Below are 24,285 nucleotides of genomic sequence, written 5' to 3'. Positions count from 1 at the left end.
GGACCAAGTCGGCGTACCCCGGAACGCGCCGAGCCCCGCCGGGGTGGCGGGGCTCGGTGTGGGAGTGGAGTGGGAGGGTCAGCCCGGGATGAGGCCGTCCTCGGTGAGCATGGCGCGGACGTCCTCCAGGGTGGAGTCCGGTGCCGGGAGGATCAGTTCCGAGGGCTCCAGGGAGTCGTCGGGAAGGGGCGTGCCCAGGCTCCGTACCGCGTCGAGCAGCGCTTGCAGCGTGCGGCGGAAGCCCGGCCCGTCGCCGTTCTCCATCTCGGCGAGCAGTTCGTCGTCGAGCTTGTTGAGCTCGCCGAAGTGGCTGTCGGCCAGGTCTCGCTGACCCTCGCCCATGATCCGTACGATCATGACGTCGTCCTCCCGGCTCTACTGCTTGTCACTGCTTGTCGAACTTGGGGTGGGACTGCGACTGGGGCCGGTGGGGCTGGGCGGCGTCCTGCGGGCCGCCCTCGATGGCCTGCTGGGACGGTCCGCCGGCCAGTTCCGCCTTCATCCGCTGGAGCTCCAGCTCGACGTCCGTACCGCCGGAGAGGCGGTCCAGTTCGGCCTGGAGGTCGTCCTTGGCGAGGCCGGACTGGTCGTCCAGCGCGCCCGATGCCAGCAGTTCGTCGATGGCTCCCGCGCGGGCCTGGAGCTGCGCGGTCTTGTCCTCGGCGCGCTGGATCGCGACGCCGACGTCGCTCATCTCCTCGGAGATGCCGGAGAAGGACTCCGCGATCCGGGTCTGCGCCTGCGCCGCCGTGTAGGTGGCCTTGATGGTCTCCTTCTTCGTCCGGAAGGCGTCGACCTTGGCCTGGAGGCGCTGTGCCGCGAGGGTCAGCTTCTCCTCCTCGCCCTGGAGGGTCTGGTGCTGCGTCTCCAGGTCGGTGACCTGCTGCTGCAGCGCGGCACGGCGGGACAGGGCCTCGCGGGCGAGGTCCTCCCGGCCCAGTGCGAGCGCCTTGCGGCCCTGGTCCTCCAGCTTGGAGGACTGGCCCTGCAACTGGTTGAGCTGCAGTTCGAGCCGCTTGCGCGACGTCGCTACGTCGGCGACTCCGCGGCGCACCTTCTGCAGCAGCTCCAGCTGCTTCTGGTACGAGTAGTCGAGTGTCTCCCGCGGGTCTTCGGCCCGGTCAAGGGCCTTGTTCGCCTTCGCGCGGAAGATCATCCCCATACGCTTCATGACACCGCTCATGGGCTTCGCGCGCCCCCTTCTGACGGACTCCGGCTCCTGGTCACTCCAACAGAACCCACAGTACGGGCCCTGTCTCCATTACCGCACTGTTAGGGCGCCGATGGACTCCTCCCTGGGGACGACTGTGCGGACGCGGGCTCAGGCGTAGGGAGTACGCGGGCCCCTGGGCAACCCTGTACCGCCACCCCGGAGCCCCGGCCCGCCGACCCCTTCCACAGGGCCCCGAGCGGCCCGTGTGCAGGTGTGGTGAGGGCTTCGCGGGCCGGCCGTCCGACGCAGGTGTTGCCGGATCGTTCCCCTCAAGGCTGGGGTCCATGCGTCCCACCCCGTACCCTTGGGTTTTGTGTTCCGTAGCCGTGCCAACTCCAGCGCTGAGAAGACCGCCGTCTCCGACAAGGTGACTGCCGACCTCTCCAAGCAGCCCCGTGACCCGCAGGCGCCCAAGGGGCGCCCCACCCCGAAGCGCGCCGTCGCGCAGTCGCTGCGCCGTAGCGCGGTGACCGCGCCGACGAACCGCAAGGAGGCGATGAAGCGCCAGCGGGAGGCCCGCCGCGCCGACCTCGCCAAGCAGCGCGAAGCCCTCGCCAGCGGTGACGAGCGGTACCTGCCCCTGCGTGACAAGGGCCCGGTGCGCCGCTTCACGCGCGACTTCGTCGACTCGCGCTTCTTCGTCGCGGAGTTCTTCCTGCCGATGGCGGTGCTCATCCTCGTCCTGAGCATGGTGCAGGTCGGGAACTTGCAGACGGTCTCGCTGATGCTGTGGATGGCGGTGATCGTGCTGATCGTGATCGACTCGGTCGGTCTGTCGATCCGCCTGAAGAAGCAGTTGCGGACGCGCTTCCCCAACGATCCCCTGCGCGGCGCCGTGGCCTACGGTTTGATGCGTTCGCTCCAGATGCGCCGGCTCCGTCTGCCGAAGCCGCAGGTCAAACGCGGAGAACGGCCCTGAGCCGGGAAACCCCCCTCTTTCCGGGAGCCCCGTCGACCGCCGATCCGGCGGGTTTCGACGGGGCTTTCGCCGCATGGCCGACCGGTCCGGCGGCGGTGCCCCGTCCGGCCGGCGGGGCCGGTGCGGGGCAGCCGGGGGGACTGCGCGACAGGGTCCGGCAGGAGCTCGTCGCCCGCCAGCTCGACGAGCAGATGTCCGGCCGCTTCCCGGTCGGGCAGCGGCTGCGGATACTCGACGTCGGCATGGGCCGGGGCACACAGGCGCTGCGTCTCGCGCGGGCGGGCCACCGGGTGACCGGACTCGAAGCCGACGCTCGGATGCTGGCGACGGCCCGGGAGGCGCTGTCGGTGGAGCCCGCCGGGATCCGCGAGCGGGTGCGGCTCATGCAGGGCGACGGCCGCGACACCGGCGTGCACTTCCTCCCGGGCAGCTTCGACGTGGTGCTCTGCCACGGGGTGCTGATGCACGTGCCGGAGCCGGACGCGCTGGTCGCGGGGCTGGGGAGGATGCTTGCGCCCGGCGGGCTGCTGTCCCTTCTCGTACGGAACGCGGAGGCGCTGGCGATGCGGCCTGCGCTCGCCGGGGACTGGGCGGGGGCGCTCGCCCTCATGGACACCGACACGTACACCGACCGGCGGGGGCTGCCGGTGCGGGCGGACCGGCTCGACGCGCTGACCGCCACGCTCGCCGGGATCGCGGCCCCGCTGCGCGCCTGGTACGGGGTGCGGGTCTTCACCGACGCCGCGCCGGACGGCGCCCCGCCGTCCGCGGACGAGCTGACGCGGGTGCTGGCCCTGGAGGACCGGGCGGGGCGCACCGATCCCTACCGGCGGGTGGCGGCGCTGCTGCATCTGTGCGGGGTGCGGGGCTGACGGCGGGGTGAATCCGGGAGTCCGGCCGTCGGACGTGCGGCCGGGCCGGTGAGGAGGAAATTGCCCCACCGCGGCAGTCAGGCACGCGGCCCCGTTCCGCGTCCCCCTCCATGTGGCCACGACAACGCAAAAGACCGGGGCACCGGTCAGCACCCCCAAACTGCCCGCGCGCGAAACCTGGCGTGCGCTCTACCAGCACTTCCGTCCGCACCGCTGGGCCGTCGCGCTCGGCGCGCTGTTCACGCTGATCGGCGCGGCGAGCGGGCTGGCACAGCCGCTCGCGGCCATGGTGCTCGTCGAGCGGCTCGGTGAGGGCGAGTCGATCGTCGGCCTCCTGCTGCTGCTCACCGCGCTCGTGGTGCTCGGCACCGCGATCGCGTCCGTCGGTTCGTACGTTCTGGAACGCACCGCCGAGACCGTCGTCCTGGTCGCCCGCCGAAACCTGATCGGCAGGCTGCTGCGGCTGCGGGTGCCCGAGGTGGAGCGCACCCAGCCGGGCGACCTGATGTCCCGGGTCACCTCCGACACGACGCTGCTGCGCTCGGTCACCACGAGTTCCATCGTCTCGGCGGCGACCGGCAGCCTGACCTTCCTCGCGACGATCGCGCTGATGGCGGTCCTGGACCCGGTGCTGCTCGGGGTCACCCTCGGGGTGATCGTGCTGATCGGCGGGGCCGTCGGGTTCGTCATGCCGAAGATCGCGCAGGCGACGAAGCAGTCCCAGGAGGCCGTCGGAGCGATATCGACCGTGCTGGAGCGCGCCTTCGGCGCCTTCCGGACGGTCAAGGCCTCCGGAGCCGAGGCCCGCGAGGCTTCGGTCGTGGAGAGCGCCGCGCAGGAGGCCTGGCGGCACGGCGTGCGCTCCGCCAAGTGGCAGGCACTGGCGGGGAGTTCGGTCGGGTTGGCGGTCCAGATGTCGTTCCTGGCAGTGCTCGGGATAGGCGGCGCGCGGGTGGCTTCCGGGTCGATCTCGGTGGCCACTCTGATCGGTTTCCTGCTGTACCTCTTCTACTTGATCGACCCGATCAGCCAGATGGTGAGCGCGGTCACCGAGTACCAGGTGGGGTCGGCGGCGGTGGCCCGGATCGTGGACGCGGAGAAGCTGGCGGTGGAGGAGCCGGGGGCGCCGTTGGCTCCCGTGACGGGCGGCCCCGCGCAGGTCGCCTTCGAGGGCGTCGCCTTCCGCTACCGCGACGACCTGCCGTACGTCCATCACGGCGTCGACTTCGAGGTGCCCGGCGGCGGCATGACCGCCTTCGTCGGCCCTTCGGGGGCCGGGAAGACGACCGTGTTCGGGCTGATCGAGAGGTTCTACGAGGCGACCGGCGGCCGGGTGCTGGTGGACGGCCGCGACGTACGGGACTGGCCGCTCGCCGATCTGCGCGCCGCCATCGGGTACGTGGAGCAGGACGCACCCGTCCTGGCCGGCACCCTGCGGGAGAACCTGGTGTTCGCCGCGCCGGACGCCTCGGACGAAGCGATACGGGAAGTACTGGTCAAGGCGCGGCTGGACGGGCTGGTGGAACGCCTGCCGGACGGACTGGAGACGGTGGTCGGACACCGCGGGTCCAAGCTGTCCGGCGGCGAACGGCAGCGCGTCGCCATCGCGCGGGCCCTGCTGCGCAAACCCCGGCTGCTGCTCCTGGACGAGGCGACCTCGCAGCTCGACGCGGTGAACGAGCTGGCGCTGCGGGACGCGGTCGCGGAGGCGGCGCGGGAGATGACGGTGCTGGTGGTGGCGCACCGGCTGTCCACGGTGACGCTCGCCGACCGCATCGTGGTCATGGACGCGGGGAAGGTACGGGCCGTGGGCACGCATGCGGAGCTGGTTTCCGGCGACCCGCTCTACGGGGAACTGGCCGCGACGCAGTTCCTGCACGCGGAGCCGGCCGTGCCCCAGGCCCCCTGATCGGCCCCTTCCGGCGGGCCGTGCCGTACGGACAGAAGGGACACTCCAGACATGGAAGACCGATCTTCACTCCTCCGTGCACGTCTCCTCCCTCTCCCCGGCGCTCCGGCCCGCCGCCGCGCGCTGGCCACGCTGAGCCTCTGCTCGGTCCTGGTGGCCGGGGTGGCCGGGTGCTCCGAACCGGCCCCGAGCGCCCTGGCGCCGTCCGGCTCGGCGGCCGTCTCCACGCCCGCCGCGCCCTCCCAGGGCTCCGGCGCCGGCGGCCCCCGGCAGCTGGAGCAGGACTACCAGCGGGTGATCAAGAACGTGCTGCCGTCGGTTGTGCAGATCGACGCGCGCGGCGGACTCGGCTCCGGGGTGGTCTACGACGACAGGGGCCATGTCGTCACCAACGCCCACGTGGTGGGCAACGAGAAGCAGTTCAAGGTCACCGTCGCCACCGAGGGCGGGGCCCCCGTGGGCGCGAAGCTCGTGGCGACGTACCCGGAACAGGACCTCGCCGTCATCAAGCTGGACAAGGTGCCCGACGGGGTGAAGCCGGCCCCGCTCGGGGACTCGGCGAAGGTCGAGGTCGGACAGATCGTCCTGGCCATGGGCAGCCCGCTCGGGCTCTCCAGCAGCGTCACCCAGGGCATCGTCTCCGCCGTCGGCCGCACGGTGAGCGAGCCCAGCACCGGGGCCGGGCCCGGAGCCACCATCGGGAACATGGTGCAGACCTCGGCGGCCATCAACCCCGGCAACAGCGGGGGCGCACTGGTCGACCTGGACGGCCGGGTCGTCGGCATCCCCACCCTGGCCGCCAGCGACCCGCAGATGGGCGGCGGGCCCGCACCCGGGATCGGGTTCGCGATTCCCGCGTCGATGGTGAAGACGGTCGCCGACCAGATCATCAGGACCGGGAAGGTCACGGACTCGGGACGGGCCGCGCTGGGCATCACCGGGCGGACGGTGCTGGGTGACGACTTCCAGCCGGCGGGCGTGGCGGTGGTCGCCGTCCAGCCGGGCGGAGCGGCGGCGAAGGCGGGGCTGAAGCCGGGCGACGTGGTGACCGCGATCGGCGGGAAGCCGGTGGAGACGATCACGTCGCTGACGGAACTGCTGGCTTCGTCGAAGCCGGGCGAGAAGACCGGGGTGGAATACGTCCGGGACGGCAAGGAGGCTTCGGCGGAGGTGACACTCGGGGAGATCTGACCGAGGCGCCAGCCGCCCCCTCGGGCGGTGAGTGGCCTGCCGCCCGCCGTGAGCCCCCACTGCCGGCAGGCCGCCCCACCGTAGCCCTCTCGGGCGGCGGCCCGCCCGCCGTGAGCCCTTTCGGACGGCGGGCCGCCTGCCGTGAGCCCCTTGGGCGGCGGGGCCGCCCCCCGGGGGCGGGACGCGCGGGCAGGGGGGCGGCCCCCGCCGGACGGCGCGGCCACGCTCCCGACGCCGCCACCCCGCGTACGCCCGCCCCGGCCCGCCACCCCGTACGCCCGCCCCCGCCCGGCGCCCTAGCCGTCCGCTCGCAGGCTCATCGGTCCGTAGACCTTCGTTCCGTCCTCCGAGAGGACCACCTGTTCGGCGCCGCCCTCCAGGAGGTCCTTCCAGACCTCGCCGAGCCAGGACTCCGCGTCCCCCTGTGTGGTGAACTCCTCCGGCTCCACCGCCGGTTGGACCTCGGTCCCGTCCGCCGTCTCGAACCGCCACGTCCACGCCATGTACGCCTCCCGGGTCGATCAGATGCTGCTCGCAGCGTAGCCGGGCGCGCAGCGCGCACAAGGACGCGGGAGGATCGTCCTGTGGAACTGACTCTCCTCGGTACCGGCGCACCCACCGGCCTGCCCCGCCCCGACTGCCCCTGCGCGACGTGCGCCACCGCCCGCGGTACGCACGCGCGTGCCGCGACCGCGCTGCTGGTGGACAACGCGCTGCTGCTCGACCTGACCCCGGGGGCGGCGCTGGCCGCCGCCCGTGCGGGGCATTCGCTGGGCGGCGTACGGCAGGTGCTGCTCACCCATCCGCACGACGGGCCTCCCGTGGAGCTGCCACCGGGGCTGCCGCGGGCCGGGCGGGTGCCGGACGGCCAGGAGTTGACGCTGATCAGCGGGCACCGGGTGCGGGCGGTGGCGATGGACTCCCCCGGGACCGGGTACGAGGTGACGTCGGCGGAGGGCAACCGGCTGCTGTACCTGCCGCCCGGCGGTGCGCCCGCCGGGGACAGCGGCGGCGCGCGCCCGTACGACATGGTGGTGATGGACGCCGTCCGGCGGCCGGACGCGCTGGCCGGGCTGCGCATGCGGGGCGCGGTCGACGCGACGACCGACGTGGTCGCCGTGCACCTGGACCACGACGTTCCCGCCGGTGCGGAGGCCGAGCGGCGGCTGGCCGCGTTCGGGGCGCGGGTCGTGCCGGACGGGACGACGCTCGTGGTCGGGGCGTACCGGGAGGTGCCGGACGTGCCGCGGCGGACGCTGGTGCTGGGCGGCGCGCGGTCGGGCAAGTCGGTGGAGGCGGAACGGCGGCTGGCGGGCTTCCCCGACGTCGTCTACGTGGCGACCGGCGGACGGCGCGACGGTGACCGCGAGTGGGCGGAGCGGATCGGGCTGCACCGGGAGCGCCGGCCGGGGAGCTGGCGCACGGAGGAGACCTGCGAGCTGGCGCCGCTGCTCGCCGAGCACGGGCCTCCGTTGCTGATCGACTGCCTGGCGCTGTGGCTGACGGACGCGATGGACCGGGTCGGCGCGTGGGACGACGAGAAGTGGGCGTCCGGCGGGCAGCAGGCGCTGCGGGAGCGGACGGCGGAACTGGTGGGGGCGGTGCGCGCCACCCGGCGCACGGTCGTCGTGGTGAGCAACGAGGTGGGGTCGGGAATCGTCCCGGCGTCGGCGGGCAGCCGCCGCTTCCGCGACGAACTGGGCCGTCTGAACGCGGCCTTCGCGTCCGAGTGCGAGCAGGTGCTGCTGGTGGTGGCGGGGCAGGCGCTGGTGCTGCGCTGAGCGGGCGAGCGGCCCCGCGGCCCCGCGGGGCCCGTAGCAGGAGGGTCCGGGCACTCAGGAGCGGGCCGTTCGGCCGGTACTGTTCGGCGAATGAGCGCGCTGAATCTCGACGACTTCTCCGACCTGATCGAACGTCCCGACAGCGGCGTGCGGCGTGATGCCGAGGACCGCCGCGAACGCCTCGCCGTGGCCCCCGGAACGCTCGGCCGCCTCGACGAGCTGGGCGAGTGGCTGGCCGCCGCGCAGGGCGCGGTGCCCGTCAAGCCGGTCGAGCGGGCCAAGGTCGTGCTGTTCGCCGGTGACCACGGGGTCGCCGAACTGGACGTGTCCGCCCGCCCGGCCGGGTCCGCGCATCTGCTGGTGCGGGCCGCGCTGGACGGGGCGAGCCCGGTGGCCGTGCTGGCACGGCGCGTCGGCGCCCGGGTGCGGATCGTGGACGCGGGCCTGGACTGCGACCCGGCGCTGCTGCCCGAGGAGGTCGTGCGGCACCGGGTGCGGCGCGGTTCGGGGCGCATCGACATCGAGGACGCGCTGACGCTGGAGGAGGCCGAGACCGCCGTACGGCTGGGCATGGCGGTCGCGGACGAGGAGGCGGACTCCGGCACCGACCTGGTCGTCCTCGGGGATCTGAGCGTCGGCGGCACCACGGCCGCCGCCACCCTGATCGCCGCCCTGTGCGGCACGGACGCCTCGGTGGTCACCGGGCGCGGCGGTGCGCACATCGACGACCTGGCATGGATGCGCAAGTGCGCGGCGGTGCGGGACGCGCTGCGGCGGGCCCGGCCGGTCCTCGGTGACCAGTTGGAGCTGCTGGCCGCGGCGGGCGGCGCGGACCTGGCGGCGATGACCGGGTTCCTGCTCCAGTGCGCGGTGCGCCGCACACCGGTGATCCTGGACGGGGTGGTGTCGGCGGCGTGTGCGCTGGTGGCGCAGCGGGCCGCGTTCCGGGCGCCGGACTGGTGGCTGGCGGGGCACGCGAGCGGCGAACCGGCGCAGGCGAAGGCGCTGGACCGGATGGCGCTCACCCCCGTGCTCGACCAGGGCGTCACCGTGGGGGAAGGGACCGGGGCCTTGCTCGCGCTCCCCGTCGTGCAGGCCGCCGCCGCGCTCGCCGCGGAGCTGCCGGTACGGGAGGAGACCGCGGACGCGGAGAAGGCCGGGAGCGACGGGGCGGACGACGGTCTGGACGGCTGAGTCGACCCCCGGCAGTCCTCGCCGACATCCCGGGACACCACACCTCAATACGGCGGAATGCCCCCTATCATCGCGATTCATGGGAGATGTCCGCTTGCTCGCCGAAGCCCCGCCCGCCGGGACGCCGACCGTGCGCCGCGGCACGGAGCCGGCGCGGCGCGGCGCGTCCTTCCGGCGGACGGGCACTGCGTGAGGCCGGAGCGCACGGACGCCCGAGGCGCACTGCGGGCCGCGCTCAGCTTCGTACCGTGGGAGCCGGAGGGACCGTCCCGCGACCTCGCGCGGCGCGACCGGGACGCCGAGAACGGGCTGACGGAGTTCATGGGGAGCGGACTCCTCCGGCGCGCCGAAGAGATCGACGTCACTCACGCGCCGCTCAACTTCGCCATGTCCCGCTCGGTCTTCGAGCGTGGTGCACGCCTCGGTGCGGTACCGGTGCTGAGGCTGTGGCGTTCGCTGCTCGGCTTCTTCTCGCGCCGGTGGCAGATCGGGTCGCCGTACCGGGCCGACGCCACGTACCGACCGATCCGGGAGCCCCGCTTCATGCTGTCCGAGAAGAGCGCCGATCTCCTGCGCACCGGCATCGCCGCAGGGCGTGCGGAAGGCTTCCTCGAAGCCCCCCGTCCGCCCCGGTGGACGCACCGCGAGCGCCTGGGGACGGAGAAGAGACCGTGAGGGGCGCGACGGCTGGCGCCGGCTCGCCCGTACGGCGCTTCGCCCGCCGCGAGTGGGGGCCGCTGTACGCGCGCGTGCGCGAGGCGCTGGGGACCCGCACCTGGCGGGCCGTCCCGATGACTCTCGTCGCCGTGTGTCTGACCCTGCTGTTCCAGATCGTGCAGAATCAGGAATGGGGCTATCAGACCGTTCAGAACATCGGGGCGGTGCGCGCGCAGGACCCGCTGTGGCTGGCGCTGCTGCGCACTCCGCTGTCGCTGTTCGTGCCGGCCCTGGACCTGCCGGTGTGGGGGGCGCTCGCCCAGATGCTGCTGGTGTTCGGCATCGCGGAGATCTGTCTGGGGCGCCTGCGCACGCTCTTCCTCGCCTACGTCGCCACCCTGTCCGGCACGCTCTACGCGCGCGTGGGCGTCGCGCTCGGCCCGGAGACGGTGATCGGGCTGCCCGAGGCGGACAGGGCGGTCGTGGACACCGGTCCCTCGGCCGCCGTGGTGGGACTCGCGCTCTACGTGTGCGGGCGGTACGGGGCTCACTGGACGGCGGGCCTGGTCGTCCTCGCGATGGTCGTCGAGGTGGTCGTCAAGCCGAACCTCGCGGGCAAGGAGCACATCGCGGCGCTGCTCGGCGTGTTTCTCCTGATGCTCGCCGAGGGGGCGGTGCGCAGGCACCGGGAGCGACGGGCGGGCGATCGGGACCGTGCCGTCGCGGACGGCCGCGGCAGGGGTCAGGGACGGGACGAGGGGGCGCCGCCGATCCAGTCGTGAAGGGCGCGCCTGGGCCGGGCCCAGCGGCGGTCGTGCCGGTAGGCGCGGCGCGTCGCCCTGGCCCGAGCCCGGGGCCTGCGAGCGTAGAAGCGGCGCGCCCAGGGCGAGTGGGGGCGGGCGAGCCGGACCGCGCCGACGAGCCCGACGAAGGGGACGACGACCCCGAACAACGCCGTGCGCACCTTTCCCTTGAACAGGGCGACCACCGACCACGCCCCGTTCAGCACGATGTTCGCGACGAACAGGCCCCTGTTCTGCGCCTCCTCCTGCGTCAGGTCGTTCACGCCGAACGGCAGGAAGCCGGTCAGCACCAGCACCACCAGTGCGGCGGTGAGGACCACGATCTCCACGCTGGTGCGGCCCTGTTCGCTCCAGTACACGTCGTCCAGGTGCAGGAGCAGCGCGAACTCGTCCAGGACCAGTCCCGCGCCCAGGCCGAAGATGACCGCGCAGACCGCCGCGCCCGCCCCGTGCCGGCCGCTGGAGACGGCGCCGAAGCCGCCGACGGTGGTGAGGACGACGCCGGGCACCACGTGGTGGATGTGCATGCCGCCCGGGGTGACGTTCCGGAAGGGACCCTTTCCGGCCCGGATGAGGCGGGTGATGGTGCGGGTGACCAGGAAGGACAGGACGAACGAGAGCAGCGCGAGGAAGAGCGGGAGCTTTCCCGGTTCGACGATGTTCCGGTAGATCCAGTGACCCATGCCACCCACTCCGCTTTGCCGGTTTTGTTCCTGATGCGTAACCTACCGGCCCGGCCCGGGGGATAGCCTGCGCCCGGTGACCACTCCCCCGCCCGCCCCGTCTCCCGCTCCCCCGCCGTCCGCGCGCCCCTCCGTCGCGGACGGCCTGCGTTTCGCCTTCGGCACCCTGACCGCCCTCCCCGTCCGGCTCACCCGCTGGGACCGTGCGGCGGCCCGCGCGGGCATGCTGTGCGCACCGCTCGCCGGCGCGGTGGTCGGGCTCGGCGCGGCGGCGCTGGGCGCACTCGTGCTGGTGCTCGGCGGGGGCCCGCTGCTCGCCGCCGTCGCGTCGGCCGCCGTACCGGCCGCGCTGACCCGGGGGCTGCACCTGGACGGACTCGCGGACACCGCCGACGGGCTCGGCAGCGCCCAGCCCGCCGCGCGGGCGCTGGACATCATGAAGCAGTCCGACATCGGGCCCTTCGGCGTCATCACGCTGCTGTTCACGCTGCTCGCCCAGGTGGCCGTGCTGGCGCAGTTGTACGCGGCCGGGTGGGCGCACGGCGCGCTGGCCGCGCTGGTGGCCGGGGTCGCGGCCCGGCTGGCACTCACCCTGGCCTCGCGCGCGGGCGTGCCCGCCGCCAGGCCGGAGGGGCTGGGGGCCGCCGTGGCCGGGGTCGTCCCGCTGCCCGGCGCGGCCCTGACGGCCGTCGTGGCGACGGCGCTGTGCGCGGCCGCGGGGCTCGCCCTGGGACCGTACGCGGCGCTGCACCACGCCCTGGCGGTGCTGGGCGCCCTGGGGGCCGCCCAGGTGCTGCTGGCGCACTGCGTACGGCGGTTCGGCGGGGTGACGGGGGACGTGTTCGGGGCGCTCGCGGAGACCGCGGCGACAGCGGCCCTGGTGGTGCTCGCCCTGGGGTGAGGCCAGGACAGCGGGGCCGGGCGGCTCTGCGCTCGCCCCGGCGTCAGGCCCGGTCGGCGGGGCCGGACGGCTGTGCTCGCCCCGGGGGTGAGGCCAGGACAGCGGGACCGGGCGGCTCTGCGCTCGCCCCGGAGTGCGGCCCGCTCAGCGGGGCAGGGCCGTGCTCAGCACTGCTCGCGCCACTCGTCCAGCTCGTAGTTCTTGCGCATCGAGCTGAGGCGCAGGGCGCGTGCCTCCGCGCAGAAGCGCGAGGTCGGCACCTCGTACTCCACGTGGAAGACGGCCTTGTCCGCCTCGATGAACGGGCTGAGCTTCGCGCACTCGTGGTACTCGGCGCACTGCTCGTTGACCGCAAAGTCGAAGTCCCCCACCAGTTCCGGGATCTGGTCGAGGTCGTTCTTGAGGCCGACCGCCATGCCCCGGTCGTGGGCGAGGCGGGCGATCAGACGGTTGTAGCGGAGCTGGTCGGCGGCGGTGAGCGGAAAGCCGGTCCTGTTGTCGTAGCCGTCCATGTTGTCCGGCTCGACGGCGTCGAAGCCCTTCTCGCGGCACATGTCCATACGGGCGGCCATCAGGGGTTCGAGCACGTCGGTGCGCCGGATGTCGAGCCAGCGTTCGCCCTCCCACCCGTTGCTCCTGCCGAGCACCTCCTGGGGGAACCGGTCGGCGTCCGGGCGGAACTCCTCCCACGCCCCGGTGGAGAGGTAGCAGATGACCTTGCGGCCCTTGGCGTGCAGTGCGGCGACCTTTTCGGCGGAGGTGGTGTGGCCGTCCACGTCGTACACCGGCACGTCGACCGACAGGTCCAGCTCCCCGCTGAGCTGCCACTGCCAGGCCGGCCCGGGGCGCGGCTGCCACCGGGGGCCGGTGGGAGCGGGGGCCGACCCGGTCGGGCCGGGCGCCGGGCCGGGCGCGTCGGCGCACCCGGCCGCCAGGAACAGGAACAGCACCGCCCAGAGTGCCGCGCGCCGCGCCCTCACGGCGACGTCACCGTGTCCAGCCCGTACGGCAGCGTCCCCCACGGATGCGCGCCGTCGCCCGGCACCGCGCAGTGCACCGCCGCGCCTTGTTCGGCCGCGAGCGCGCCGATGCCCGCCGGGGCCGCGTGCACCAGGTGGCAGAAGCGGTCCGGCGGGTGCCGCGCCGTCCAGTCGGGGGGCGGGCCCGCCGCCCGGTACGTGTCCCACGTGCCCTCGAACGTCACCAGCACGTCGGCCGCGTCGAGGTATCCGGGGTCCGGGTGCACGCCGTGGTTGAACACCACGGTGTCCGCCCCCGCCGCGCGGGCCGCCACCGCGAGCCTGCGGTAGTGGGCGAGGGCCTCGGGCCCCGAGGAGACCTGGTCGAAGAACGCGCCGTCGGCGGCGTACCAGTCGCGGTGGCGCAGCAGCTCGCCGGTCACCGCCTCGTGGGGACGGCGCGCGTAGTCCGTGTCGACGTACCCCAGCACCCGTACCCCGGCAGCCCGCAGCCGGCCGGCGACCGCCGCGAACGCCGGGTCGGGCGCGTCGCCGGGGCCGCTGGCCGGGTTGAGGATCACCCCGTGGAGTAGCCCGGAGGCGCCCAGGAGGGCCTCCCAGGCGTCGCGGCGGTCGGCGGGATGTTCGTAGAACGGGACGAGCAGCTGGGTCACGGGGCGGGTCCTCGGGCTCCTGACGGCGGGGGTGGTCGGGGGCGTCCTCACGGCCGGTGCGCCGTCGCTCTCCCCAGGGTGCCGCAGGCCAGCGCGGTCAGCACCAGGGCCGCGCCCGCCGGGGCGAACAGGGAGGCCGTGGGGGTGGTCCCGCCCAGCACCGCGAGAGTCTGCGCGAATGCCGCGGCCCCGCACACCGTGGCCGCCACGGCGACCGCGCCGAAGGCCTGGAGCAGCAGCCCCGTCCACATGAGGGTGCCGACGAGCAGCAGCCCGAGCGCCCGTGCGCCGTCGAGGCCCTCCGACTGCGGCCACAGCAGCGTCCCCGCGCTCGCGAGGACCGCCAGCACCAGCAGGTAGGTCCCCAGGCAGCGGGCCAGTGTCAGCGCGGACGCCCTGCGGAACGCGCCCGGGGTCCTCGCCGCCCGAAGCCCCGCCAGGGCCCCGCTGCGGAACCGGTGCAGCAGCCACTCCGCCGGGCCCATGCTGAGCGTGAGAGCGACCGCCCCGGGCGCGGCGGCCGCTCCCGTCGCCCCGCCGGCCAGCACGTCGCCCAGCGCCACGTGCAGCACGAGCACGCCCGTGGCCAGCCCGAAGAGGCCGTACGGCACGGACGCCACCACCCGCGGCCCGCCGGGGCCGCGCCGGCCTCCCCGTACGCCCCGCAGCAGTTCCGCCACCGCGAGCACCAGCACCGCGAGCGGCGACACCGCGAGGAGCAGCAGGCGGGCCGCGTCCGGGACGTCGTACAGCAGGGCGAGGACCGCGCCCGCCGACATCGGGGCGAGCGCCGCGAGCAGCAGCCGTTCCCGGCCGAGGACCAGCAGCACGGTCGCGGCCCCCTGGTACAGCGCCTGCACGGACGCGAAGGCGACCGCGCCTCCCTCGCCCGCGCCGGACACCGCGAGGGCCACCCCGGTCCCGAGCAGCGCCCCCAGGGGCGCCCCGACGAGCAGCGCGCGGGCCGCCGCCGGCCGGTCGCCGAGCCCCAGCCAGGTGTACGCCCGGTGGGCCAGCGCCTGGTTCCACGCCCACCCGGTGAGGGCGCTGGCGAGCAGTACCGCCACCGGCGCGGAGCCGGTGGCGAACGGCGCGCCCAGGACGTACGCCAGGCCGGGCAGCGCGAAGACCAGGCCGCGCAGCAGGCACGGCAGCAGGCTGACGTGCCAGGGGTCGCCGGGCGGGAGGGTGGGCTCCGGGTACGCGCGGGGCACTCGCGCGTAGAGGTCCTCGGCGAGTTCGAAGGAGTTGGCCCGGCCGTAGGTGAGCCTGATGTGCTCGTCGTTCATGCCGTCGGACTCAAGGATGGCGGCGATCTCGTCGGGGTGCACCGCCGCCGCGACGAGGCCGTGCAGGCGGGTGGCGAGTTCGTCCACCGGGTCGGCGGCCGTCGCGGTGGCCCAGCGCGGGCGCGGTCGCGGTATGGCCGGCAGGGTGTCCTGCCGGTCGTCGGGCGTCAGCCACAGCGGGCCGCTCATGAAGTGCCTTCCGGGGTGCGGGCGTTGCTCACCAGACGGATCCGTCCGCGGTCATCGCCCGCCACGGGTCCGGGATGCGCAGCTGTACGGTCCACTCGCTGGACACCTCCTGGAGGACGGGCTCCGGGACGCCGTCGAGTTCCTCGTATATGCGGCGGAACCCTTCGACGGAGCGCCGCAGGGTGAACTGGTCGATGACGCGCTGGCGCGACAGCTCGCCGAGCCTGGCCCGCCGTTCGTTGTCCCGCAGCAGTTGCAGGGTGGCCCGCGCCATCGCCTCCGGTTCGCGCGGCGGAACGACGAGGCCGGTGTCCCCGACCGCTTCGCGCACCCCGCCGACGTCCGTGGAGATCGTCGTACGGCCGCAGGACATGGCCTCGATGATGCTGAAGGGGAAGCCCTCGCTGATGCTGGAGAGCATCACGACGCTGCCCGCGGCGTAGGCGCGCGCGACGTCCGAGACGCGGCCCTCGTAGGTGATGCCGTCGGTGACGCCCAGTTCCGCGGCGAGCTTCTCCAGCGTGGTCCGGTACGGTTCGCCGCCCTCGGGGACCCCGCCGAACAGCCGCAGTCGCAGTGCCGGGATCTCGGTGCGGCAGATCGCGTACGCGCGCACCAGCGTTTCCAGGTCCTTGATCGGGTCGATGCGGCCCGCCCAGCTGAGCGTGGGGATCTCGGGTTCGGGCCCGGCGTGCGGGAAGAGCTGGGGGTCGACGCCGTTGTAGACGGTGCGGATGCGTTCGGGGTCGGCGCCGCCGCGCTCCTCCCACCTGCGGTTGTACTGGTTGCAGGGGGTGATCAGGTCGGCCTCGCGGTACCCCAGGGAGTTCAGCTCCCGGTAGAAGCCCAGCAGGAGGGCCTTGACGGGCCAGCGCTGGGCCGCCGACCGGTAGCCGAGGTAGCGCTCGCGCAGGTAGATGCCGTGCTCGGTGAGCAGGAACGGCGCTCCGTCGAAGTGTTTGGCGGTGAGCGCCGGCAGCGTCGCCAGTCCGCTGCTGACGGCGTGCGCGATGCTGCCGTCGGGGAGGCGGGCGCCGAGCGGGCGCAGCAGGTGGTCGAGGAGGTCGGTGGCTATGAGCGCGTCGTGCAGGGTCGGCTGCGCGCGGGCGGTGTCCAGATGCGGCATGGTCCAGATCCGCATCAGGGTGCGCAGCACCTCTTCGCTGCTCAGCGCGGCGGTCAGCCGTCCCTGCCGGGCGAGTTCGGCGAGCGCGAACAGCTCGCGGCCGAAGTCGCAGCCGGCCGACGGGTCCAGCACGGACAGCAGGAAGCGTTCGTAGGTGCCGATGAAGTCGCGTCGGGTCCGCCCCCGGAGACGGGACCTGCGCGAGCCGTCGGCGGGACCCCACAGGGGCACCACGCTGTGCCGGTAGACGTTGGCCGGCAGCTCCCAGGTGACGGGCTCGCGCCCGCTGCCCGTGAGGGACACGACATGGAAATCGACGTCGGGCATGCCGCGCACCAGTTGATCGCACCAGGTGCTGACACCCCCCTGGACATGCGGGTAGGTGCCTTCGGTGAGCATGCTGACATGACGCCCACGGCTCATGTACGTGTCCCCCCAGGACGAGTTGCCGATGGCTGTGACGGGTCGGGCCGCGGCGGCCCACCGCGGCCCGACGGCGTTACGGAGCGGTCGGAGCGGTCGGCAGCTTCAGTGTGACAGCGGACCGGAGTGCCTCAGGACCGGTCCACGCGGAGCGCTGTCCGGCGTACGGAGACCCGAACACGCTCGTTCCGAGAAGCAGTTGCTTCCTGGTTCCCTCCGGAGCGGTGACCGGCGCGACGACCCCCGACGGCGCCTTCACGGTGACGGTGTCACCGATGCGGTACGCGGTGACCTTCCCGGCGGCGAGGGCCTTGTCCCAGGCCGCGCGGCGCGTGAACTCGACGCCGACGTCGCGCTGGCGCGGGTTCACCACGGGCGTGTTGTCCGCGAAGAGGCCGCGGTAGTCCGCCAGGACCTTGTCCAGGACCGGGTAGAGCAGCCGCTCCTCCGCCAGGTTGGACTGGTGGACGTAGTGCGGGCGCGGGTCGTTGGCGATGACGTGGCCGAGTGCGGTGCGCGCCTCCTGGGGCACGATGTAGGACCCGTAGCCGGTGGCGGTGTCGAGCGGGGCCGGCAGGCAGGTGGAGGCCGGGTTGTCCTCGCAGGCGCCGCTGCCGCCGTCGGCCCTGCTGCTGTAGATCCAGTTGTACTCGTCGGTCATCTCCGCGGCGGTGCCCACGTTGTAGTACACGTTCATCGGGTGGCGGGGCACGGTCAGCGCCCCTGCCGTGCCGACGGCCCGCTGCTGCGGCTCGCGGGAGGCGTCGCTCGCGATCCACTTCACGCCGTTGTCGGCGAGGGCGGGAGCCAGGTTCGGGTTGTCCACGGGCTGCTGCGGGGTGGTCCTCAGCCCGGAGTGCTCACCGGTGACGAGTTCCGTGCGATCGACGCCGATGCCCCTGGCCACCGCCCACTTGTGGTTGTCGGAGATCTGCTTGGCGATCTCGGCGCGGCTCATCCACAGCGTCTTGCCGGTCGCGTCGGTGGCGCACTTCCACGGCACGACCGTGTTGTCCTGCGTGCATCCCAGGAAGGGGTGCGTGTACGTGTGGTTGATCCAGCGGTACTGCGACCGGTCGGCCACCAGCCGCGCGGTCAGCGCGTCGGTGCCGCCGTGCTCGGCCTTCCACTCCTCGCCCGCCCCGGCGTTGTACACCATGTCGAGCAGGAAGCCGCGCTCGCGCTGCCACTGGGCGGTGTACTGGGCGTCGGCCGCGGTCATGCGGATCGGACGCTCACCCTCCTGCTCACCGCCCTCGCAGTCGAAGTCGCCCGGCGTGCAGTTGAGCGCGCTGTCCCAGCGAGCATCGGGGGCGAAGACGTCGTCGACGTGAACGGAGAAGTAGTTGCGGCTCTGTCCCAGGTGTACGCCCTGGGTCAGCCACTCCACGACCCCGCGCGCCAGCACCCGGAACTGCCGCTGGTACTTGTTGTAGGCGAAGGTGACGACCAGTTCGCGGCGCCCGTCGTGGGCGTACTCGCCGACCAGGCTGCCCCGTGTCGCACCGACCCCGGTGGGGGCGTCGACGTAACTGGTGAAGCCCTCACGGGGCCGGGCGACGTACCCGTAACTCTCCAGCACCGTGTCCGAGTTGTCCTCGAACTCCAGCGGCCCGTCCAGGTAGCCGAACGGTCCGGCCCGGCCGGCGGCGGTGACGGTCGCGTCGACGCCGTCGAGGCTGCCCGCGTACCCGTCCTGGTTGGTGTAGTCGAGCCCGACGCCCGGGTGTGCCCAGGTGTAGGCGTTGACCTGCCGTACGCCGAAGGTCTTCTCGTACGCCGTCAGGGCCGCCGACTCCGGCGAACCGGCTCCGAAGGGGGCCTCGTTGGGCAGCACCACGCCCTGGTACTTGGCGCGCGGGCGGCCGTCCACGCTGTCACTGAGGAACGCCGCGTCGATCACCGGGCGCCCGGCCGCGCCGAGCTCGACGGTCGTGTACGGCACGCCCGTGCTGCGCAGTTCGTCGGTGACGGCGTCCACGGCCGCTCCGCCGTCGTCGACGACGAGCACCCTCAGGTCGATGCGCGGCGGCGTCGGAGCGGCGACCGCTCCGGTGGGCGCCAACGCCAGCGCCGAGCCGAGCAGTCCGGCGCTCAGCAGGGCCGCCCCCGCTCTGCGCGCCCGCGTCACACCTGTCGTTCCGTTCCGGTACGCCATCGCGTACTCCCCTCCCCCTCGAAGGTCCTCATTACGTCATCCTTGCGGACGCGGAAGGCAAGACCTGTGGAAATCATGCGAAGCAATCATCCGATCCTTCGCACGAACTACGGCGAGTGTGACGCATCGCTCACGCTCTGCGGTTCGGAAACCTCGGAGAGACACCACTGATGAGTGAACCGCTCGCCACCGTGATCGAAGCACCCGAGCGCGCGTAGGCTCGGGCGGACAGGCGCACACTCCCGCCACCCCCAGGAACTCAGGAAGCGAGATTTCACCACCGTGACTGTTCTCACTCTCAGCACCTCCGGTGCCGCGACGCTGCGCGCCGACGCGCTCGTCATCGGCATTGCCAAGGGCCCCAAGGGTCCGGTCGTCACCTCCGGCGCGGAGGCCGTGGACAAGGCCTTCGGCGGAAAGCTGGCCTCCGTCCTGGAGACCCTGGGTGCCGGCGGCGCCGAGGGTGAGGTGACCAAGCTCCCGGTCCTCTCCGGCGGCCTGAAGACCCCCCTCGTGCTCGCCGTCGGCCTCGGCCCGGTCCCGGAGAAGGACGAGGCGTACGCCACCGAGTCCCTGCGCCGCGCCGCCGGCTCCGCCGCCCGCGCGCTGACCGGGGTCAAGAAGGCCGGATTCGCACTGCCCGTCGGGTCCGTCGAGGACGCGGAGGCGATCGGAGAGGGCGCGCTGCTCGGCGCGTACGGCTTCACGGCGTACCAGGACCAGGGCGAGGACAAGGGCGACGCCAAGCTGCCGCTCGCGGAGGTCACCCTGCTCGGCACGAAGCCGCGCGACAAGGCGTTCAAGGCCGCCGCGGAGCGTGCCGCCGCCGTCGCGGAGGAGATCAACCGGGCCCGCGACCTGGTGAACACCCCGCCGAACGACCTCTACCCGGAGTCCTTCGCCGCGGTGGCCCAGGCCGCCGCCAAGGAGCACGGCCTCAAGATCCAGATCCTCGACGAGAAGGCTCTGGCCAAGGGCGGCTTCGGCGGCATCCTCGGCGTCGGCCAGGGCTCGGCCCACGGCCCGCGCCTGGTGCGGATCTCCTACACCCACGCCAAGGCGTCGAAGTCCCTGGCCTTCGTCGGCAAGGGCATCACCTACGACTCGGGCGGCATCTCCCTCAAGCCGGCCGGCCACAACGAGACGATGAAGTGCGACATGGCCGGCGCCGCCGCCGTGTTCGCCTCCGTCGTCGCGGTCGCCCGCCTCGGCCTCAAGGTCAACGTCACCGGCTGGCTGGCGCTCGCCGAGAACATGCCGTCGGGCACCGCCACGCGCCCCGGCGACGTGCTGCGGATGTACAGCGGCAAGACCGTCGAGGTCCTCAACACCGACGCCGAGGGCCGCCTGGTCCTGGCCGACGCGCTGACCCGCGCCTCGGAGGAGAAGCCGGACGCGATCGTCGACGTCGCGACCCTGACCGGCGCCATGATGGTGGCGCTGGGCAACCGCACCTTCGGCATCATGGGCAACGACGAGTCCTTCCGCACCGCGATCCACGAGATCGCGGAGGAGGTCGGTGAGCAGTCCTGGCCGATGCCGCTGCCGGCCGAGCTGCGCAAGGGCATGAACTCCGAGACCGCCGACATCGCCAACATGGGCGAGCGGATGGGCGGCGGCCTGGTCGCCGGCCTGTTCCTCCAGGAGTTCGTCGGCGAGGACATCGCCTGGGCGCACCTGGACATCGCGGGCCCGGCCTTCCACGAGGCCGCCCCGTTCGGCTACACGCCCAAGGGCGGCACCGGCGCCTCGATCCGCACGCTGGTGAGGCTGGCGGAGCGCACGGCCGCCGGCGACCTCGGCTGACCTCCGTGTCCGCACGGCCCCGGGCTCCCCGGGGCCGTGCGCGCGCACGTACGGTTTCGCCCTCGACGAAATATTTGTACGTACGTACGCGTTTCCATCCCCTGAGGCGCGGTGTGCCTCCGTCTCAGGACCCGGCCCGGCGTCCCGCCATCCGTCAACAAGTGCGAAGATGGTTCACCGGCAGGACAGGGCCCCCACCACAGGGCCGAACAACAAGCGGCCGTACACCCCCGCCGCCCGGTCTTCGACGACCGGCGACCGGCGCACATGCATGGAGGACGTGACGTGGCGAACGACGCCAGCACCGTTTTCGACCTAGTGATCCTCGGCGGTGGCAGTGGCGGTTACGCCGCGGCTCTGCGCGGCGCCCAGCTGGGCCTCGACGTCGCTCTGATCGAGAAGAACAAGCTCGGCGGCACCTGCCTGCACAACGGCTGCATCCCCACGAAGGCCCTGCTGCACGCGGGCGAGATCGCCGACCAGGCCCGCGAGAGCGAGCAGTTCGGCGTCAAGGCCACCTTCGAGGGCATCGACATCGCGGGCGTGCACAAGTACAAGGACGACGTGATCGCCGGCCTGTACAAGGGCCTCCAGGGTCTCGTCGCCTCCCGCAAGGTGACGTACATCGAGGGCGAGGGCCGTCTGTCCTCCCCGACCTCCGTCGACGTGAACGGACAGCGCGTCCAGGGCCGGCACGTGCTCCTGGCGACCGGCTCCGTGCCGAAGTCGCTGCCGGGCCTGGAGATCGACGGCAACCGCGTCCTCTCCTCGGACCACGCGCTGGTCCTGGACCGCGTCCCGGAGTCGGCGATCATCCTGGGCGGCGGCGTCATCGGCGTCGAGTTCGCCTCGGCGTGGAAGTCCTTCGGCGCGGACGTCACGATCATCGAGGGCCTCAAGCACCTCGTGCCGGTCGAGGACGAGAACAGCTCGAAGCTCCTGGAGCGCGCGTTCCGCAAGCGCGGCATCAAGTTCAACCTGGGCACCTTCTTCCAGAGCGCCGAGTACACCGACAACGGCGTCAAGGTCACCCTGGCGGACGGCAAGACCTTCGAGGCGGAGGTGCTGCTGGTCGCGATCGGCCGCGGCCCGGTCTCGCAGGGCCTCGGTTACGAGGAGCAGGGCGTCGCGATGGACCGCGGCTACGTCCTCGTCGACGAGTACATGCGCACCAACGTCGAGACGATCTCGGCCGTCGGCGACCTCGTCCCGACCCTCCAGCTCGCGCACGTCGGCTTCGCCGAGGGCATCCTGGTGGCGGAGCGTCTCGCCGGTCTCAAGACCGTGCCGATCGACTACGACGGTGTCCCGAAGGTGACGTACTGCCACCCCGAGGTCGCCTCGGTCGGTCTCTCCGAGGCCAAGGCCAAGGAGATCTACGGTGCGGACAAGGTCGTCGCTCTGAAGTACAACCTCGCCGGCAACGGCAAGAGCAAGATCCTCAAGACCGCGGGCGAGATCAAGCTCGTCCAGGTCAAGGACGGTGCCGTGGTCGGCGTCCACATGGTCGGTGACCGTATGGGCGAGCAGGTCGGCGAAGCGCAGCTCATCTACAACTGGGAAGCCCTGCCGGCCGAGGTCGCGCAGCTCATCCACGCGCACCCGACGCAGAACGAGGCGCTCGGAGAGGCCCACCTGGCCCTCGCCGGCAAGCCGCTTCACTCCCACGACTAATAGCTTTAGTCCGGGCGCGACGACCACTTCCGCACATTTCGTTAGGAGCAACTGAAACCATGTCGGTTTCCGTAACCCTGCCGGCGCTCGGCGAGAGCGTCACCGAGGGCACCGTCACCCGTTGGCTCAAGGCCGAGGGCGAGCGCGTCGAGGCCGACGAGCCGCTGCTCGAAGTCTCGACCGACAAGGTCGACACCGAGATCCCGGCCCCGGCCGCGGGCATCCTGGCCTCCATCAAGGTCGCCGAGGACGAGACCGTGGAGATCGGCGCCGAACTCGCGATCATCGACGACGGTTCGGGCGGTGGCTCCGAGGCCGCCGCGCCGGCCGCCGAAGAGGCTCCGGCCCAGGAGGAGGCTCCCGCGCAGGAGGCCCCCGCCGCCGAGGCGCCGAAGCAGGAGGAGGCCCCCCAGCAGGAGGCCCCCGCCGCCTCCGGCTCCGCCGAGGGCACCGACGTCACCCTTCCGGCGCTCGGCGAGAGCGTCACCGAGGGCACCGTCACCCGCTGGCTGAAGGAGGTCGGCGAGGAGGTCACCGAGGACGAGCCGCTGCTCGAAGTCTCGACCGACAAGGTCGACACCGAGATCCCGGCCCCCGTCTCGGGCGTTCTCCTGGAGATCGTCGTCGCCGAGGACGAGTCCGCCGAGGTCGGCGCGAAGCTCGCCGTCATCGGGGCGAAGGGCGCGGCCCCGGCCGCCGCCCCTGCTCCCGCGCAGGAGGCGCCGAAGCAGGAGGAGGCCCCCCGGCAGGAAGCTCCGAAGCAGGAAGCGCCCCAGCAGGAGGCGCCGAAGCAGGAGGCTCCGAAGGAGACCCCCGCCGCTCCGGACCCGGCCCCGGCCGCTCCGGCCGCCGCTCCTTCGCCGGCCCAGACGGCCCCCGCGGCCGCCCCGGCCGCCAAGGCCCCGGCTCCGGCCGCGACCTCGGGTGACGACGGCGCGTACGTGACCCCGCTGGTCCGCAAGCTCGCCGCCGAGAACGGCGTCGACCTGGGCCAGGTCAAGGGCACCGGCGTCGGCGGTCGCATCCGCAAGCAGGACGTCGTGGCCGCCGCCGAGGCCGCCAAGGCCCCTGCTCCGGCCGCCGCTCCGGCCGCGTCCGCCAAGGCCCCGGCCCTGGAGGTCTCGCCGCTGCGCGGTCAGACGGTCAAGATGACCCGCATGCGCAAGGTCATCGGCGACAACATGATGAAGGCCCTGCACGGCCAGGCGCAGCTCACCTCGGTCCTTGAGGTGGACATCACGAAGCTGATGAAGCTGCGCGCCGCCGCCAAGGACTCCTTCGCCGCCCGTGAGGGCGTCAAGCTGTCCCCGATGCCGTTCTTCGTCAAGGCCGCGGCCCAGGCGCTGAAGGCCCACCCGGTCGTCAACGCCCGGATCAACGAGGACGAGGGCACCATCACCTACTTCGACTCGGAGAACATCGGCATCGCCGTGGACTCCGAGAAGGGCCTGATGACCCCGGTCATCAAGGGTGCCGGTGACCTCAACCTGGCGGGCATCGCGAAGAAGACCGCCGAACTGGCCGGCAAGGTCCGCGGCAACAAGATCACGCCGGACGAGCTGTCCGGTGCGACCTTCACCGTCAGCAACACCGGCTCGCGCGGTGCGCTGTTCGACACGGTCATCGTGCCGCCGAACCAGGTGGGCATCCTGGGCATCGGCGCCACCGTCAAGCGTCCCGTGGTCATCAACCACCCGGACCTGGGCGAGACCATCGCGATCCGCGACATGACGTACCTGTCGCTGTCCTACGACCACCGTCTGGTGGACGGCGCCGACGCGGCCCGTTACCTGACCGCGGTCAAGGCGATCCTGGAGGCCGGCGAGTTCGAGGTCGAGCTCGGCCTGTAACACGCCTCCGCCGC

20 protein-coding genes and 1 pseudogene are annotated in these 24,285 nt (G+C 72.9%); 12 read left to right on the top strand and 9 right to left on the bottom strand.

Annotated elements, in window-relative coordinates; all coding sequences use genetic code 11:
• Positions 1–78: 78 nt before the first annotated feature.
• Both pspAA and ACQPZG_RS25245 read right to left on the bottom strand, forming a co-directional pair.
• A complete protein-coding gene (gene pspAA / locus ACQPZG_RS25250) occupies positions 79–357 on the bottom strand; it encodes a PspA-associated protein PspAA (RefSeq protein WP_433548003.1) in 279 nt (92 codons plus the stop codon).
• Between the two features lie 28 nt (positions 358–385).
• Complete coding sequence (locus ACQPZG_RS25245) at positions 386–1,183, bottom strand: PspA/IM30 family protein (protein WP_433548002.1); 798 nt, start codon at positions 1,181–1,183, stop codon at positions 386–388.
• Positions 1,184–1,526: 343 nt separating this feature from the next.
• Between ACQPZG_RS25245 and ACQPZG_RS25240 the strand changes: the two genes are divergently transcribed.
• From ACQPZG_RS25240 to ACQPZG_RS25225, 4 genes are all read left to right on the top strand, one after another.
• Positions 1,527–2,132: a DUF3043 domain-containing protein gene (locus tag ACQPZG_RS25240; protein WP_433548001.1), complete on the top strand. Its 606-nt coding sequence runs from the start codon at positions 1,527–1,529 to the stop codon at positions 2,130–2,132.
• A 191-nt stretch (positions 2,133–2,323) separates the two neighbouring features.
• Positions 2,324–3,004, top strand: a complete 681-nt coding sequence (locus ACQPZG_RS25235; RefSeq protein ID WP_433549542.1) for a class I SAM-dependent methyltransferase — start codon at positions 2,324–2,326, stop codon at positions 3,002–3,004.
• Between the two features lie 112 nt (positions 3,005–3,116).
• Entirely contained in the window at positions 3,117–4,913 is a 1,797-nt protein-coding gene (locus ACQPZG_RS25230) for an ABC transporter ATP-binding protein (protein ID WP_433548000.1), read from the top strand.
• A gap of 51 nt (positions 4,914–4,964) precedes the next feature.
• Positions 4,965–6,104 (top strand): S1C family serine protease, encoded by a 1,140-nt coding sequence (locus ACQPZG_RS25225; protein WP_433547999.1) that lies wholly within the window; start codon positions 4,965–4,967, stop codon positions 6,102–6,104.
• A 296-nt stretch (positions 6,105–6,400) separates the two neighbouring features.
• Here ACQPZG_RS25225 and ACQPZG_RS25220 read toward each other — a convergent pair whose 3' ends face one another.
• Complete coding sequence (locus ACQPZG_RS25220) at positions 6,401–6,607, bottom strand: hypothetical protein (protein ID WP_185025862.1); 207 nt, start codon at positions 6,605–6,607, stop codon at positions 6,401–6,403.
• Between the two features lie 81 nt (positions 6,608–6,688).
• Between ACQPZG_RS25220 and ACQPZG_RS25215 the strand changes: the two genes are divergently transcribed.
• The 4 genes and pseudogenes from ACQPZG_RS25215 (at position 6,689) to ACQPZG_RS25200 (ending at position 10,518) form a co-directional block, all read left to right on the top strand.
• A complete protein-coding gene (locus ACQPZG_RS25215; RefSeq protein WP_433547998.1) occupies positions 6,689–7,885 on the top strand; it encodes a bifunctional adenosylcobinamide kinase/adenosylcobinamide-phosphate guanylyltransferase in 1,197 nt (398 codons plus the stop codon).
• 90 nt (positions 7,886–7,975) lie between these two features.
• Positions 7,976–9,079 carry a nicotinate-nucleotide--dimethylbenzimidazole phosphoribosyltransferase gene (gene cobT, locus ACQPZG_RS25210; protein ID WP_433547997.1) on the top strand — a complete coding sequence of 368 codons (1,104 nt, stop codon included), beginning with the start codon at positions 7,976–7,978 and terminating at the stop codon, positions 9,077–9,079.
• Between the two features lie 168 nt (positions 9,080–9,247).
• A pseudogene (locus tag ACQPZG_RS25205) lies at positions 9,248–9,754 on the top strand (phosphatidylglycerol lysyltransferase domain-containing protein); the annotation flags it as partial.
• Complete coding sequence (locus ACQPZG_RS25200) at positions 9,751–10,518, top strand: hypothetical protein (RefSeq protein ID WP_433547996.1); 768 nt, start codon at positions 9,751–9,753, stop codon at positions 10,516–10,518. The pseudogene ACQPZG_RS25205 and the gene ACQPZG_RS25200, both read left to right, overlap by 4 nt.
• On the opposite strand, the gene ACQPZG_RS25195 is transcribed toward ACQPZG_RS25200, so the two are convergent.
• Positions 10,479–11,222, bottom strand: a complete 744-nt coding sequence (locus ACQPZG_RS25195; protein ID WP_433547995.1) for a hypothetical protein — start codon at positions 11,220–11,222, stop codon at positions 10,479–10,481. The genes ACQPZG_RS25200 and ACQPZG_RS25195 overlap by 40 nt on opposite strands.
• Before the next feature lie 145 nt (positions 11,223–11,367).
• On the opposite strand from ACQPZG_RS25195, the gene ACQPZG_RS25190 reads away from it, so the two are divergent.
• A complete protein-coding gene (locus tag ACQPZG_RS25190; protein WP_433549541.1) occupies positions 11,368–12,123 on the top strand; it encodes an adenosylcobinamide-GDP ribazoletransferase in 756 nt (251 codons plus the stop codon).
• Positions 12,124–12,287: 164 nt separating this feature from the next.
• Here the strand turns inward: ACQPZG_RS25190 and ACQPZG_RS25185 are convergent, their stop codons facing one another.
• The 5 genes from ACQPZG_RS25185 to ACQPZG_RS25165 form a co-directional block, all read right to left on the bottom strand.
• Positions 12,288–13,103, bottom strand: a complete 816-nt coding sequence (locus ACQPZG_RS25185; RefSeq protein WP_433547994.1) for an endo alpha-1,4 polygalactosaminidase — start codon at positions 13,101–13,103, stop codon at positions 12,288–12,290.
• Positions 13,100–13,756: a spherulation-specific family 4 protein gene (locus tag ACQPZG_RS25180; protein WP_433547993.1), complete on the bottom strand. Its 657-nt coding sequence runs from the start codon at positions 13,754–13,756 to the stop codon at positions 13,100–13,102. The genes ACQPZG_RS25185 and ACQPZG_RS25180 overlap by 4 nt, the downstream gene beginning before the upstream one ends.
• A gap of 47 nt (positions 13,757–13,803) precedes the next feature.
• A complete protein-coding gene (locus tag ACQPZG_RS25175; protein ID WP_433547992.1) occupies positions 13,804–15,234 on the bottom strand; it encodes a hypothetical protein in 1,431 nt (476 codons plus the stop codon).
• A gap of 28 nt (positions 15,235–15,262) precedes the next feature.
• Entirely contained in the window at positions 15,263–16,783 is a 1,521-nt protein-coding gene (gene pelF, locus ACQPZG_RS25170; protein WP_433547991.1) for a GT4 family glycosyltransferase PelF, read from the bottom strand.
• A gap of 76 nt (positions 16,784–16,859) precedes the next feature.
• The gene (locus ACQPZG_RS25165; RefSeq protein ID WP_433547990.1) at positions 16,860–18,941 is read right to left on the bottom strand and encodes a hypothetical protein; all 2,082 of its coding nucleotides are present in this window, start codon (positions 18,939–18,941) and stop codon (positions 16,860–16,862) included.
• 282 nt (positions 18,942–19,223) lie between these two features.
• On the opposite strand from ACQPZG_RS25165, the gene ACQPZG_RS25160 reads away from it, so the two are divergent.
• The 3 genes from ACQPZG_RS25160 to sucB all read left to right on the top strand — a co-directional run bounded on the left by ACQPZG_RS25160 (position 19,224) and on the right by sucB (position 24,271).
• Positions 19,224–20,747: a leucyl aminopeptidase gene (locus ACQPZG_RS25160; RefSeq protein ID WP_433547989.1), complete on the top strand. Its 1,524-nt coding sequence runs from the start codon at positions 19,224–19,226 to the stop codon at positions 20,745–20,747.
• Between the two features lie 285 nt (positions 20,748–21,032).
• Positions 21,033–22,421: a dihydrolipoyl dehydrogenase gene (gene lpdA / locus ACQPZG_RS25155; RefSeq protein ID WP_433547988.1), complete on the top strand. Its 1,389-nt coding sequence runs from the start codon at positions 21,033–21,035 to the stop codon at positions 22,419–22,421.
• A 59-nt stretch (positions 22,422–22,480) separates the two neighbouring features.
• A complete protein-coding gene (gene sucB, locus ACQPZG_RS25150) occupies positions 22,481–24,271 on the top strand; it encodes a 2-oxoglutarate dehydrogenase, E2 component, dihydrolipoamide succinyltransferase (protein WP_433547987.1) in 1,791 nt (596 codons plus the stop codon).
• Positions 24,272–24,285 lie beyond the last annotated feature (14 nt).

This window comes from Streptomyces sp. CA-294286 (assembly GCF_050947155.1).
Classification (GTDB): Bacteria; Actinomycetota; Actinomycetes; order Streptomycetales; family Streptomycetaceae; genus Streptomyces.
The sequence above is the reverse complement of the archived record's forward strand: the minus strand, read 5'-3'. Positions and strand labels throughout refer to the sequence as shown.